Source organism: Dactylosporangium sp. NPDC005572, from assembly GCF_040605515.1.
GTDB lineage: Bacteria > Actinomycetota > Actinomycetes > Mycobacteriales > Micromonosporaceae > Dactylosporangium.
The window spans coordinates 41,901-55,068 of sequence record NZ_JBEXCY010000065.1; the positions used below are offsets into that span (position 1 = coordinate 41,901).

Here is a 13,168-nt window from a genome sequence, read left to right on the forward strand (position 1 = left end):
ACCGGTGAACCGGCCGTCGAGCACGGCCGTGCAGGTCGCACGGTTGGACGACGCCTCCGTCGTCGGTTCCATCCTCGCTGCAGCGCTCACCGATACCGCCGTCGGCGCAGTGCTGGCACCTGGTCGCGCCGCCCGCAAACAGTTGCTGCATCGGGTCTTCGCGGCCCTAGCCGCCGAGGCCGTCAACCACGGCATCGTGCACCTGCGCAGCGACGCCGCCGGGGCGGCAATCTGGCTGCCGGCCGGCGTGGCGACCACCGTGTCGGTGCGAACGCCTCAGGACGCCGACATCGACCTCGCCGTCGTCGACACCGTGTTCAGTCGCGCCCTCGCCGCGCTCGATCCTGTCCGCCCCGCCCCTGGTCCGTCCGTGCTGAGCGACGCCGGAGGCACCGTGCTCGCCGCGTTGGCTACGGTGCTGCGGCCTGCCGTACGGGCCGGCGACCTCACCAGACTGCTGCCCCCGGCCGTGCCGTCCCGCGAGCATCCGCCGCGGCCGGGGGCAGCGTTCCTGCTGGCATTGGGTGTCGACCCCAACTCGCGCCACGACGGTGTCGCCCGGAAGCTGCTCGCCCAGCAGCACGTGACGCTCGACGCTTCGCACGCTCCCGCGGTCGCTGTCGCCATCGACCCTGCCGGGCAGCAGCTGTACACGACGGCCGGGTACCAGCCGCACCACGTCGATCCCATTGTCGCCGGACTCGCCGTGCAGTGGCTCGTCCGCCCGCCAAACAGTGCGACGACGTCGAGAATGGTCGGCTTGGTCACGCCGCGAACCGGCTGGACCGGCGCATGAGCACATCAATACGGCTCACCACGGCCCAGCTGGTCAGCGGATTCGCGAACATTGTGACCCTCACACCTGGCCGAAGCAACGCCATGCTGGCCGCCGACACCATCCGTGAGCACCTGGCCGGTCACCGGGTGATGGGCTGGCTGGCGCCGGACACGGCCACCGGCAACCAACTCACCACCGACCTGACGCTGCTCGTCGAGCATCTCCTCGAACGCGGGGGAGTGGTGGACATGTTCGATGACCGGTCAGCCGTTGCCGTCTGGGCCGCTGCCAACGGTCAGGGGCGGCTTCCGTCGTTGGCGTCGTTGCGCCGCGGCAGCGTCGATGCGGCCTACGCCGGACGCTGCGCAGTCCTGGAAGCGATTCTGCACGCATCCGCGCGGTCCTGCGATGGGCACCTGCTGTTGGTCATTGCCGCCAGAAACGACGTGATCAGCCCGCTGCGCGTGTGGACGCTGCTGCGCAGGCACCACCAGCAGCTCGACGCTCGACGGCTGACCGGACACGCGTTGGCGCTCGATCCCGCCACGCGGTGGCTGATGCGCCGCCTTGGCTACACCAGTGGGCCGGGCGGCGCGGGTGGCCGGGGTGGCCCGGGTGGTCGGCTCCCGAACGGGACGCCGTGGTGGCCGATGCGCCGCGAACCGCAGCCCACCCGCTTCACCGACCCGGCCAGCGGCGGCAGCGGGGCCTGACCATGAACCTCGGATACTCCCGAGGCCGGCTCGCCGACCTCCGCCCGCCGACCGCCGAGCTGGGTGGTGCCACCGTCGTGCACGCCCCGGACGCGTGCACGACGAGACCAGCCGCCAGTTCGGCCACACCGCGCACCTTCGACCGGATGCTCGCCGGCGCAGCGCGACCCGCCCAAACGTATGACAGGACGCACCGATGAGTCAGCACGAGACCGCGCCCGAACCGGCCCCACACCGCGGCGAGCACGCAACGCCACTGCAGCGGATCGACACGACCACCGCCCACCCCGCCCGACGGTACAACTACTGGCTGGGCGGCAAGGACAACTTCGCCGCCGACCGCGAATCCGGCGACAACATCGCAGCAGTGTTCCCCACGGTGCGGACCGCCGCGCTCGAAAACCGCCGGTTCCTGCACCGCACCGTCGCCTACCTGGCCGGCATCGCCGGGATCCGGCAGTTCCTCGACATCGGCGTCGGTATCCCGCTGTCGCCGAACACCCACGAAATCGCGCAGGAGGTCGCCCCGGACAGCCGGATTGTCTACGTCGACAACGACCCGATCGTGCTCGCCCACGCCCGGGCACTGCTCACGAGCCACCCGCAGGGCGCAACGGCCTACCTCGACGCCGATCTGCGCGACCCAGGGTCGATCCTGCACCACCCTGACCTGCACCGCACCGTCGACCTGACCCGGCCGGTCGGGCTACTGCTGGTGGCCGTCCTGCACTTCCTGCGCGACGACGAGGCAACCCACGCGGTCGCCGAGCTGCTCGGCGCGCTCGCACCCGGCAGTTACGTCGTGCTCAGCCACGGCACCGCCGATTTCTGGAGCGCCGACGCTGCGGCCCAGGCACCCCAGCTGCAGCGCGGCAACGAGACGCGGTACCAGCCGCGCTCCCGCGAGGAGATTGCCGGGCTTGTCGCGGGACTGCACCTTGTCGACCCGGACCCCTCAATACCGGACCGTGCAGCGGGCACCACCACGCCGATCGACCGGTCCGGAGAGCAGTTGATGTCGGTCTCCCAGTGGCGGCCCTACCACGACGACCATCAGCAGCTTCGGTACGTTCGGGACGAGGACGTCGCCTGCTACGGCATGGTGGCCCGCACCGCCCCAAAGCCCGGGTCCGCGTCGACCGTCGTGGTGCCCTCCGCGTCGCCGGCCAATCCGGCCACGCGGCTGGGCCCGCAGCCGTGATCAGGACGCCGCGCCGCGATGGCGCCACCATCCTGCGGGCGAAGGCCGCCGTACTCACAGGCAAACAGGACGCAGCCGTCGCCGCCCTCGCCCCTCTGCTCGGCCCGCACGACCCGGACTCCGCACCTGCCGACCGGTTCCTGGTCGATACGGCGCTGCTGTGGGCAGCGCAACGTATCCGCGACCACGATGCGCCGCACGCCGCGGTGCAGTGGTGCCGCTACGCGCACACAACAGCCACGACACTGCACGGCTGGCAGCACCCGACAGCACTGCGCGCGGCGCGTCTGCTCGCGCAGGTGCACACCGCCCGGGGCGAACACCTCGAGGCCTACGACGCGTACAGCGCCGTCGTCGCCGCGCTGTGCCGCACCGATCTCGACGGCGCCTGCCGCGCCGGAGCACAAGCCGACCTTGCGGCGCACGCCGCCGGTCGCTGCTCCGAGGCAGTTGCCCACCTGACGGCCGTCTGGGACTCCTGGCAACTCGACCACGACCCAACCGACCGGACCGGCCTGTTCCTCCTCTACCGGCTGACGGCGATGCTGGCTGCTTGCGGCCGCCGCGAAGAGGCTCGCCGGCGCTTTCGCGATGCCGAACCGGCCCTACCGCCCCCCGGCACACCAGCACGGCTCGGCGAGCGGCGGCATGCCGCAGCCGTCCTCGACGACGCCAGCCGTGCGCACGACCTCGTCTGCCCCCATCAACGCGGAGCCCGGTACCGCCGGCGGTCGGCTCCCGCGGCCGCCGTGTTGCCCATCGACCGCGCCATGTTGCTGCCATGACCCGCTCAGCCCGTGCTCTCGCCATGTCGAGGCCCGCGACCAGCGAACCGGCTGGGACCAGCACACCGAAGCCCACCAGGAGATTGATGGACCACTCCGACCACGAACGGGACGGCCGTAACACCGACCGCATCGATGGGCGAGGCCACCCGGCCAGCCAGCGGCCGTCGCCCTCGCCGCGCCGACCGTTCGCCCGCGCCGCTGCCGGGGCCATGTTCGCTGTCCTCGCCACGGTCGCCCTCACAGCCGGGGTTGGCGATCACGCCACGACGCCATCTGCCCTGACTACCCTCGGGCCGACTCCTACCGCACTGCCCGGACACACGGAGCCATCCGATGCCAGCCCGAGACAGCTCCTTGAACGGTTCGCTGCCGCCCTGACCAGCGCGCCAGCCGATCCAGCCCACGCGGGGGTCGAGTACATCAGCCTGCGCGTCTGGGACTCGTTCGCCGCACCGCCAGCAGCGTCCCCGGACGGCACTTCCCCGGTCCGACGCACTCACCTGTGGACCACGGGCCGGGCCAGCAGCCGCGCCGTCGGCGTGAGGTCAGGCCACAGCACCGCCATCGCTGGAGCGCCGCCGGCGACGTGGGCGAGCGACACCGCCCGATCCAGCCCCGAGTTCCAGGCCCCTTCGAGAAAGGTTCTTCCGGTTGAAACGCCCTACACGGCTCGCCTTGCCACGGCATACCTGGCGGTTTGATCCCCTGTCCGCCACGGACGCGAAATGACTGCCACGGCGTGGTCGAGTGCAGCGCCGGACGGCCCGGACAGCCAGGACGGTTCGGTGCGCCTCGCACAGCGAGTCGGAGACCGGACGGAGCCCGCGGATGCGTGGGATCCGGCGGAGAAGGCTGCGCCGGCCGAGCCGGAACGCCTGAAGACCAGCGAGCCACGGCAGTTCCCTGGCTGGCTTGACCGGCACGGGCCGCCAGACCTCGTGGCGGAGGCCGAGCGACGGTGGCCGTGGGCCGTCGTCCTGCATGCGGGTGACACGAGCAGTGAGCGGCGCTTGGTCGTCGGCAACGGGGTCCTCGCCGACGTTCTCAACGTCTCCGTCGGTCACCCGATTGACACCGCGGAGCAGTACGCCGACGCGTGGGAGTTCGCAGCCAGGCGGCTGCGTCCCAGCAGAGGCGGATGGCTGGTCGCCGCAGCACTTGCCCGTGCCGCCCCCCGCCGGGGCACTCTGATCGTGGACCTGAACGCCATCGCCGCAGAGGTAGCGGTCGCGGCCAGAGTCCGGCCTAAGACGCTGCGTGGACACCTCAACCTGCTGGTTGACGACGGGATGCTGGGCCGCTTCGGCGTGCAGCGTCGGGCGGTCAGCAGCGACTGGGGCCGCTACGCCCTGACGGTGCCGCTGCCACCCCTGGCGATGGCCGCGGCGAGCCCACGATGACTGAGTACGGTCCTGGCCCTACATCGATGACATGCCTCGTGCGTCGGATCTGCGGCCACCGCGTCCGGCGACCTCGTGGCCGCCCAGCGAGCGATCGCTTGCCGCTGACCTACGCACAACCCGCCCGTACCCGAGACTTCCGCCGCAGCCAGATTCGGCCCTGGTCACGGCGGCAGCGGCGACCCGCCTCTTGGCCGGATCGCCGGCAGTAACCCTCGCGCCATCGTGGCGCGAGGTGACTCGAAGGAGGACGAGCATGGCACCCCAACCGTCGGCACCCCACACGCCGGCCGTCACCGACCCCGGCGACGGTTTCGACCTCGACGTCACCATCGTCGAACTGACCGATCCGGGCAGCATGATCAACGTGACGAACGACGGGTGCGGCAGCACCTGCGGCGCCTGCGTGACCGGCGCACCCTGACCGGAAGCTCCTGACCGCAGCCCGTTCCCCGCACTGGCTGGCGGTCCCAACGGCAGGTCGCCGATGGGGCCGCCGGCCCTTCCCGCTGATGAGTAGAAGGGCGTCTGTCATGTCGCGGCGTGATCCGCGGTTTCGTTCGCACGGGGTGGCGCTGTTGCGTGCCACGACCAGTAGACCTTGGAACCTGCCGCGGCTGCCGGACGCGCCTCGGATCGTGGCCGGTGATCCTATGTTGGTGAGCTGGTTGCGTGCAGTGTGGTCGCGTGAAGACCTGGCCGGCGCGGTCGAGCACGCCAGTCCCGTGCTGGCCCGTCACGTCCGCACGCTCTGTGTGACAGCCGATCCCGCGCCGCGGGACGTCCGGCGCGCGGTGCTGGCCGTGATGCGGTATCTGCAGCGGGCGGCCAACCGGGCGACTCCGTTCGGCTGGTTCTCCGGCGTGGCCGCGGTATCGTTCGCCGCCGAAGTGTCGGCGGGCTGGCAGGATCGGGATCAGCCAGTGGTGCGGCCGGATGCGTCGTGGCTGACGGCAGTGATTCGGCGGCTGGAGTCCTGCCAGCAGCTGCTGGACCGGTTGCCGGTGCTCACCAACACCAGCGTGTTCGTGCGCGGCGACCGTCTCGTGGTGCCCTATCAGCAACATCCGAACGCCGCGCACCGTGCCGTGGAACAGTCCCTGGCCTACACCAAATGGGTGCAGCTGGCCGTAGTCGCAGGGGCTGCACCGATCCAGGTCGCCGACGTGCAGGCGAAGATCCTTGGCGAGTTTCCGACGACGAGCGGGGAGCGGGTCGCCGGGTTGCTCCGGGAGCTGGTGCACCGTGGGGTGCTGGTCTCGGCGTTGCACGCCCCGAGCACTGAGACCGACGCCCTGGAGCACTTGCTCGCGGTCCTGGGCGAGGCGCGGGCCGCGGACATCACTGCCATCGCCGAGCTCGTCGACGGCCTGCACGACATTGCGGCCGGCCTGGCCGAGCTGCGCGCGACGCCCGCTCTGTCCCCGCGGCACTGCGTCGGGCTCGCCGAGCGGATGCGGACGGTATGCGGGGATCCAGACGTCCAGCCGCTGGCGGTCGACCTGCGGCTGGGCACCACGCTCACGCTGCCGCCGCAGGTCGCTGACGAGGCGGCCCGTGCGGCGTGGGTGCTGGCCCGGCTGTCCGCGCGGCCGTTCGGCACGCCCGGGTGGAAGGCGTGGCACAACCGGTTCTACGAGCGCTACGGCATCGGGACCCTGGTGCCGGTCCTCGAGGCGGTCAGCGACAGCGGTGCCGGGCTCCCCGACGGCTACCCGGGCGCGGAGTATCCGGAGCGGCCGCTGCCGGGCTCGGTCCGCGACGAGCAGCTGCTGGCCCTGGCGCAGCGCGCCGCGCTGGACGGCGCGCAGGAGGTCGTCCTGGACGAGGCGCTGATCGCCCAGTTGGAGCTCAGCCCGGACGAGGCCGGTATGCCGCCGCACCTGCGGGTTGGTCGGCGGCTGCCGCCACACCTGGAGGTCGCGGTGCGGGTCGACGCCGACGACATCGACGCGCTACGCCGCGGCCGGTTCACAGTCGAGGTGCTGTCGGTGTCACGCGGCGCCGGCGTGCTCACCGGCCGGTTCCTCACCGCACTGGAACCGGCCGGCCGGGACGCGCTCAGCGAGTGCCTGGCCGGGCTACCCGGCGCCGACGAGCAGACAGTGGTGGCGCAGCTGTCGTTCGCGCCGCTGGATCCGGCCACTGCGCATGTGACCAGGACGCCGCAGGTGCTGCCGCTGGTGATCAGCGTCGGTGAACACCGCCCGCCAGGGCCGGGCGTGCTTACGCTGGCCGACCTGGCGGTGGGTTGCGACGGGCGGCGGCTGTATCTGGCCGTGCCGAAGCTCGGCGTGCGCGTCGAAGCAGTGGGACTGCACGCGCTCAACCTCGACACGCACACCCCGCCACTGGCACGGTTCCTGATCGAGCTGGCCCGGGCCAACACCGCACAGGTGACCGCGTTCGACTGGGGCATTGCCCGGACGCTGCCGTTCCTGCCCGCCCTGCGCTGCGGCCGCGTCACGGTCTCGCCAGCACGATGGCGTCTGGAACGCGCCGAACTGCCGTCCCGCGACCGGCCCTGGCCGGAGTGGGACACGGCGTTCGCCGCATGGCGCGAGCGTCGGCGGCTGCCCAGCCTGGTCGCCCTGGTTGAGGGAGATCAGCGGCTGCCGCTCGACCTGGACGAGCCGAGCCACCGCGTCCTGCTGCGCGAGCACCTCGCCGGCGCCCAGCATGCGGTACTGACCGCCGCGCCAGCACGGGCGGCCAGCGGCTGGTGCGGCGGGCGCGGCCACGAGCTCATCGTGCCCCTCACCGCCACCACGGCGCCGCGCTGGCCACGGCTGCCCGCACCCGACCCCGGCAGGGTCGTACGGTCCGCCCAGGTGTATAGCCCAGCCCGGGCGCCGGTGCTGCTGGCCAGCCTCTACGGCGACCCGCGACGCCAGGACACCCTGCTGACATCGTATGCGCCGCAGTTACTGGACCGGCTCGACGGGCGGCCCTGGTGGTACATGCGGTATCGCGACCCGGACCACCACCTGCGGCTGCGGGTCGGCCTGGCCGACCCCGACGACTTCGGCCCGGTCGCCGCCGTCATCGCGGAGTGGGCCGACGAACTACGCGGCGCCGGTCTGGTGCGGGATCTCCGGCTGCCGACGTGGAGCCCGGAGTACGGCCGATGGGGTGACGGGCCGGCCTGGCAGGCGGCGGAGGCGGTGTTCCGCGCCGGCTCCCGCGCGGTACTGGCCCAGCTGTGCCAGCCGGCCCGCCCGGGTCGCCGAGCCCTGGTCGCCGCCCACACCGTGGCGATCGCCACCGCGTTCACCGGCAGCGTCAACGCCGGGATGCGCTGGCTCGTCAACCACATCCCCGCCGCCACGCCCGCCCGGGTACCCCGGCCGGAATTCGCCGAAGCGGTCACGCTCGCCGACCCGGACGGCGGCTGGGCGGCGCTGCACGCCGAGCCCGGCGGCGCCGCGATCGTCGACGCCTGGATGGAGCGGGACCACGCCCTAGCCGACTACCGCGAGCGGTTCCCCAGCCCGCACACGGTCGGGGTTGACGTGGACGACGTGCTCGGCTCGCTGCTGCACGTCACGTTCGTCCAAGCCGTCGGCATCGACTTCGCCGAGGAGGCCATCTGCCTGCACCTGGCCCGCTCCGCCGCGCTGGCCTGGCAGCACCGCCATCTCGGCGGTGCCCGATGAACGCTGGCAACCACGAGCTGCTGTTCGCGGACGCGATCGCCGACCAACTCGCTGACCCCAACGACGTGCCGGCCACGACGTGGACCGCGCCATGGTGGCGGCAGTCCCTCGCCCACGGCATGCCTGGCGTCGCGTTGCTGCACATCGAGCGGGCCGCCGCAGGCCTCGCGCCTTGGGAACGCGCCGACGCCTGGCTCACCGCGACCGTCCGTGGACCGGTGACTGGCGGAGCCGATAGTCACCCGTTCTACGGCGTCCCGGCGGTGGCCCATGCGTTGCGCTGCGCGCACGAGCACCGGCCCGCTGCCTATCAGTTGGCCCTCGCCGCCCTGGATGAGCAGGTCGACCGCGACATCCGGCACCGGCTGGCCGTAGCGAACGCCCGCCTCGACGCGGGCGGTCCGGCCCGGCTGGCGGACTTCGACGCGATCCACGGCCTGACCGGATACGGCGCCTACCTGCTGCGCCGCAACCCGGACACCGACCTACTGCCCGCCGTCCTGGACTATCTGGTCCGGCTGACCCAACCCCGCCACGACGACGACGGCGGCGGGGAGCTACCCGGCTGGTGGGTGCCCACGGGACCGTCCGGCCGCCCCGATCCACGATTCCCCGATGGGCACGCCAACACCGGCGTCGCGCACGGCATCGCCGGACCTCTCGCGCTGCTGTCCCTCGCCGCACACCGCGGCATCACCGTGCCCGGCCACACCGCGGCGATCAGGACCATCCGCGGGTGGCTGGACCGCTGGAACACCGGCACCGACTGGCCCTACTGGATCACCCCCGCCGAGGACCGCGCCGGCCGCTCGCTCGTCACCCTGCCCCAGCGGCCGTCATGGTGCTACGGCGTCGCCGGCGTCGCCCGCGCCCAACAGCTCGCGGCCCTCGCCCTCGCCGACGCCACCCGCCAGCAACACGCTGAGCGCATGCTCGTCGGCGCGGTCACCGACGCCCAGCAGTTGGCCAGCACGACCGACCCGTCGCTGTGCCACGGTTTCGCCGGCCTGGCCTACCTGGCTGCCCGCACCGCCGCCGACGCCCAGGCGGACACCGCCGACGCGCTGAACGCCGCCGTGCCGGACCTCATCTCGCACGCAGCGCTCGCGCCGGCCAACCCTGTACAGGCGGCGGTGGCGCTGCTCGCCGACCCGGACCGCGGTGCCGGGCTGCTCGACGGCGCCGCCGGCATCGCCCTGGCCCTGCATGGCACCACCAGACCACCCGCCACCGGCTGGGACAGCTGCCTGCTCATCGCCTGACCGAACCAGACCACCCGACTGCAGGAGTGGAGGCCCATCGTGACCCTGATACCGCCGTGGCGTCAGTACATGATCTTGTTCCCTGACCGCGATACCACCCACCAGGCCGCCGTCCAGGCGATCGCCCCGGCCCTGGAAGCTGCGCACACCGCCGGGCACCTGCACGACTGGTGGTTCCTCAACAAAGAGCCCTGGCTGCTGCGCTGCCGAGGCCACCAACCCGTGATCAGCGGCATCGACCAGATTCTCGACGGCCTGCGACGGGCCGGGCAGCTCACCCGGTGGTCCCTCGGCATCTACGAGCCCGAGACGCACGCCTTCGGCGGGCCGCCCGCGATGGACGCCACGCACCGGCTCTTCCACGCCGACAGCCGCTACCGCACCACCCAGACCACCCGGACGGCCCAACCGGCCGGCCAACCAGCCGCGCTCGGCCCCCGCGAGACGTTCGTCATCGCCGCCGGCGTCCTGTGCCGCGCAGCCGGACTGGACCAGTTCGAGCAGGGCGACGTCTGGCACCAGGTCGCCGAACTGCGCCCCGAACCACCCGCCGCGATCCTGGCCCGGACCGGCGAGCTCGCTGCGAAGGTGCACCGGCTCGTCGCTTGCCACGCCCCCGCCACCCTTGCCGCCGACCTGGCCCAGCCTCACACCGCCGGCGCCTGGCTCGACGCCCTGACCGACACCGGCCGCGCCCTGGCCCAGTTGCACCACCAGGGTCAGCTGCTCCGCGGACTTCGCGCGGTGCTCGCACACCACCTGTTGTTCCTGGCCAACCGGGCCGGGCTGTCCCTCACCGACCAGGCCAGCCTGGCCCATCTGGCGGTGCACGTCGCATTTCACACCGAACCGTCCACGCCGACGCTCAGGAAGGTACCGCCCGTGGCACTCCACACCGACCACACCGACCGCGCTGGCCACAGCGAACTGTCCGCTGATCAACTGCGTCGCGACCTCGTCGACCGCCTCGAACGCAACGGCACCGCCCGCAGCCAGCGCGTCATCGCGGCTCTGCGTGCTGTGCGCCGCGAGCTGTTCGTCCCGCAGGTGCCCGTCGAGAAGGCGTATGCGGATGATGCCGTCTACACCAAGAACAACGTTGACGGGGTGGCGATCAGCGCCGCGAGCCAGCCCACCATCGTCGCCACCATGCTCGAGCAGCTCGACCTTCACCCCGGCCACAAGGTCTTCGAGGCCGGCGCCGGCACCGGCTACAACGCCGCCCTCATGGCCGCCATCGTCGGCGACAACGGACACGTCACTGCTGTCGACGTCGATGACGACATCGTGGGCGTCGCTCGCGCCCACCTCGCTATGTCTGGCGTGACCAACGTCGAGGTCGTGCTCGGCGACGGTGCCCTCGGCCATGCCCCCAGCGCCCCCTACCAGCGGGCGATCGCCACCGTCGGCGCCTACCAGATCCCCGACGCCTGGCTCAACCAGCTCGCCCCCGGCGGCCGGCTCCTCGTCCCGCTGCGCCTGCGCGGCACCACCACCCGCTGCATCGCCTTTGAACGCGACGCCGACGGCTGGTACGCCGTCAACAGCGAGATCGCGGTCTTCATGCCCCTGCGCGGCATCGGCGACGACAGCGACCAACGCATCTACCTCACCGACGACCACACCATCCAGCTACAGGTTCACCAGGACCAGACCGCCGACCCGGCCGCCCTCACCGGCGTGATCGCCACCAAACGGCACGAACGGTGGACCGGCGTGCTGTTCCCGCCGGACGAGCCCCTCGCGTGGATGGACCTGTGGCTGGCCTGCACTCTCGACAACGCCCTCATGCGCATGAACGTGCAACCTCCGGCCGTCGAACGCTGCCTGGTCACGCCGTCGTTCGGCTGGGGTTCCATGGCCACCGTCCGCGGCGCCGACCTCGCCTACCTCACCATCCGGCCAGCCCGGCCCACCCCGGACCGTGGGAAACTCTACGAGGTGGGCGTCATCGGGCACGGGCCCGCCGGTGACACCCTCGCCGACGAGACCGCCGACCAGATCCGCCACTGGGACACCCACTACCGGACCAAGACCGTCGCGTTCACCCTGCCCACCGCCCTGCCCGACCCGGACCCGGCCATCGGCCGGTTCGTCCTGCCCCGCCGGCAGAACTCGATCGTCGTGGCCTGGACCTGACAAATGGACCCGCACGGACCGATCGCCAGACGGTTCCCCCTCGTGGCCCGCGTCCGTCCGGTCTGCCTCCCGCTTGACGCCCGCGTCGGCCAGCTCACCGAGCTCGCCGACCGGGCCGAGCAGGAAGCTAACCCGGGCGAAGCATCCACGGTGTTCAACCAGGCCGCCCTCATCGCCTCCGACCTCGGCCTGCCCGAACTCGCCCGCCAGTGGTGCCACTGGCACGCCCGCCTCTACCTCGAGCACTGCCCGCTCACCGGCATGGACGGCATTCGCACCCTCGAACCCCTCGTCAACCTCGCCCGCCTCCACATCCGTGCGGGCAGCGGCCGTCAGGGCCACCAGTTGCTACTGCGCCTCCAGGACGCCGTCACCAGCGGCGATGCCGTCACCGTCGACGGGCTCACCGTCCCCGCCAACCTCACCGTCACCGCCACCGACCGTGACGAGGTCCGCCAATGGCTCTGGCGCGTCGTCCTCGCCGACGGCACCCGCGCCCTCACCACCGACGGCCACTGGCAAACCGCCCTCGAACACCTACACCGCCAACACGGCATCGGCAGCCGCATGCTCGACGGCCGCCAGGTCGCCGTCATTGCCGCCACCACCACCGGCGACCGTGCTCAGGCCTGGGACCTGCTCGCCACCACCACACCGGGCGAACCGTGGGAAAACGCCGTCACCGCCTGCCTCACCGCACACTGCCGCCCGCCGGACCTACCACCCGCCCCAACGCGCCTCGACGAACTCATCACCCGCTGCGGCCAGCTCGAGTTCAGCCCGGCCACTGTCGTGTTCCACACCCGGCTCATGCTCAGCGTTGCCGACGTACCCGCCATCCGCCGCACAAACCTGACCGACCTGACCGACCTGCTACGTGGCCTGGCCGATCGAATCATCGACACCGGCGACGGCTACGCCGCCCGCGAAATGCTCACGCACAACGAGTCGCGACATGAACTGACGGGCGACCACGTCTCGGCACTGGCCAGCGTCGTTGCCGCGAGCCGCCTCGACGCAAGGTCCATCCCCGCCGACGTCGAACCGCGACTGCGAGCCGCACTGACAACCGCCGCCCGGACCCTCGCTACGGCGGGCCGACAGCCCCTGGCGGCGATAGCCAGTCGCAACGAAGCGGCAGCGTCATCAGGCGACGGCTGACCGGTTGGGCCGTCGGCGCCGCCAACGCGATCGACCCTGCTCTGGGGCTGAGGGATCGGTCACCACAACG

10 protein-coding genes are annotated in these 13,168 nt (G+C 72.0%); all 10 read left to right on the forward strand.

Features of this window, described 5'->3' with window-relative positions; translation table 11 throughout:
* Positions 1-4: 4 nt before the first annotated feature.
* Entirely contained in the window at positions 5-796 is a 792-nt protein-coding gene (locus ABZS66_RS28195; protein ID WP_354762738.1) for a hypothetical protein, read from the forward strand.
* An 83-nt stretch (positions 797-879) separates the two neighbouring features.
* Positions 880-1,491: a hypothetical protein gene (locus ABZS66_RS28200; RefSeq protein WP_354762740.1), complete on the forward strand. Its 612-nt coding sequence runs from the start codon at positions 880-882 to the stop codon at positions 1,489-1,491.
* A 196-nt stretch (positions 1,492-1,687) separates the two neighbouring features.
* Positions 1,688-2,692, forward strand: a complete 1,005-nt coding sequence (locus tag ABZS66_RS28205) for an SAM-dependent methyltransferase (RefSeq protein WP_354762742.1) — start codon at positions 1,688-1,690, stop codon at positions 2,690-2,692.
* Positions 2,689-3,477, forward strand: coding sequence for a hypothetical protein (locus tag ABZS66_RS28210; protein ID WP_354762744.1), 789 nt, complete (start codon positions 2,689-2,691; stop codon positions 3,475-3,477). The genes ABZS66_RS28205 and ABZS66_RS28210 overlap by 4 nt, the downstream gene beginning before the upstream one ends.
* Positions 3,478-4,205: 728 nt before the next feature.
* Entirely contained in the window at positions 4,206-4,880 is a 675-nt protein-coding gene (locus ABZS66_RS28215; protein ID WP_354762746.1) for a hypothetical protein, read from the forward strand.
* Between the two features lie 256 nt (positions 4,881-5,136).
* The gene (locus tag ABZS66_RS28220) at positions 5,137-5,304 is read left to right on the forward strand and encodes an FxLD family lanthipeptide (protein ID WP_354762748.1); all 168 of its coding nucleotides are present in this window, start codon (positions 5,137-5,139) and stop codon (positions 5,302-5,304) included.
* A gap of 229 nt (positions 5,305-5,533) precedes the next feature.
* Positions 5,534-8,536, forward strand: a complete 3,003-nt coding sequence (locus tag ABZS66_RS28225) for a lantibiotic dehydratase (protein WP_354762750.1) — start codon at positions 5,534-5,536, stop codon at positions 8,534-8,536.
* The gene (locus ABZS66_RS28230) at positions 8,533-9,798 is read left to right on the forward strand and encodes a lanthionine synthetase C family protein (protein WP_354762752.1); all 1,266 of its coding nucleotides are present in this window, start codon (positions 8,533-8,535) and stop codon (positions 9,796-9,798) included. The genes ABZS66_RS28225 and ABZS66_RS28230 overlap by 4 nt, the downstream gene beginning before the upstream one ends.
* 69 nt (positions 9,799-9,867) lie before the next feature.
* Entirely contained in the window at positions 9,868-11,937 is a 2,070-nt protein-coding gene (gene fxlM, locus ABZS66_RS28235; RefSeq protein ID WP_354762754.1) for a methyltransferase, FxLD system, read from the forward strand.
* Positions 11,938-11,979: 42 nt separating this feature from the next.
* Entirely contained in the window at positions 11,980-13,098 is a 1,119-nt protein-coding gene (locus ABZS66_RS28240; RefSeq protein ID WP_354762756.1) for a hypothetical protein, read from the forward strand.
* The last annotated feature ends 70 nt before the right edge of the window (positions 13,099-13,168 follow it).

What these genes read in the sequence shown, in the direction of transcription:
- ABZS66_RS28200 (WP_354762740.1), top strand. Translation starts at nt 880, where the DNA reads ATGCTGGCCGCCGACACCATCCGTGAGCACCTGGCCGGTCACCGGGTG.
- ABZS66_RS28205 (WP_354762742.1), top strand. Translation starts at nt 1,688, where the DNA reads ATGAGTCAGCACGAGACCGCGCCCGAACCGGCCCCACACCGCGGCGAG.
- ABZS66_RS28215 (WP_354762746.1), top strand. Translation starts at nt 4,206, where the DNA reads ATGACTGCCACGGCGTGGTCGAGTGCAGCGCCGGACGGCCCGGACAGC.
- ABZS66_RS28220 (WP_354762748.1), top strand. Translation starts at nt 5,137, where the DNA reads ATGGCACCCCAACCGTCGGCACCCCACACGCCGGCCGTCACCGACCCC.
- ABZS66_RS28225 (WP_354762750.1), top strand. Translation starts at nt 5,534, where the DNA reads ATGTTGGTGAGCTGGTTGCGTGCAGTGTGGTCGCGTGAAGACCTGGCC.
- ABZS66_RS28230 (WP_354762752.1), top strand. Translation starts at nt 8,533, where the DNA reads ATGAACGCTGGCAACCACGAGCTGCTGTTCGCGGACGCGATCGCCGAC.
- fxlM (WP_354762754.1), top strand. Translation starts at nt 9,868, where the DNA reads ATGATCTTGTTCCCTGACCGCGATACCACCCACCAGGCCGCCGTCCAG.